The organism is Chryseobacterium potabilaquae (genome assembly GCF_902728265.1).
GTDB classification, from domain to species: Bacteria; Bacteroidota; Bacteroidia; order Flavobacteriales; family Weeksellaceae; genus Chryseobacterium; species Chryseobacterium potabilaquae.
Genome location: NZ_CACVBR010000121.1, coordinates 1 through 736 on the forward strand (window position 1 = coordinate 1; position 736 = coordinate 736).

Annotated in this window: 1 protein-coding gene; it reads right to left on the minus strand. The window is 31.9% G+C overall.

Going from position 1 to position 736, the window contains the following annotated elements; all coding sequences use genetic code 11:
- Window positions 1-641 (minus strand): condensation domain-containing protein (locus CHRY9293_RS18440; protein WP_228455609.1); only part of this gene is annotated, 641 nt, incomplete at its 3' end.
- Window positions 642-736: the final 95 nt, after the last annotated feature.

Here is a 736-nt window from a genome sequence, read left to right on the forward strand (position 1 = left end):
TCATAAGTAAGTTCTTTTCCTTTTCCTAAAGCTATTAACTCATTAGTCTCTTTTTTAGAAATTATAGGCACATCCAAAATCTTTTGTTGATCAGATGCTGAGACAAGAGAATTTATAAATGATTGAATGGCTCTCCCTAAATTAAAAATATCCGTTTCAGAATAAAGTTTAGTATCATATTCGAATTCCAAGAGATAAATACCTTCTACTGGAATTATATTGAGGCTAAGTGGCACTTTAGTTTTTGTTAAATAAAGCTTTACCCATTCAGTAGGTTCATTATTAAAACCCATTTGTTTATCTACAACCTCTCCCTGATAAGATATCATAATATTGAGTTGTAAACTATGTCTTTCAGATAAGCGTATAAATGGATATTTATCGTGGCTAAGAGTATCTAGCAACTGACGTTGCATTTTTGACATTGTATGAACAATGGTATCATCAGTAAAATGGCTTACCACCGGAAGAGTCTGTACAAACATACCAATAGTATCCGAAATATTTGCAGATGACCTTCCATTAGAAACAGTGGTTATCATAATATTGTTTTCTCGAGTTATGCGATGTAGTACCTGCATAAAGGAAGTGACAAAAAAACAATTTTCAGTGATTTTCAGATTCTTACAGGTTTTCTTCACTTCAGATCGGTCTACTGATATAGAAAGTTTTTTACTTTTACTTATAGCTTCTGTTATACTTGATAAAGGATATAAGAGAGATTCAGTTCCTCCCA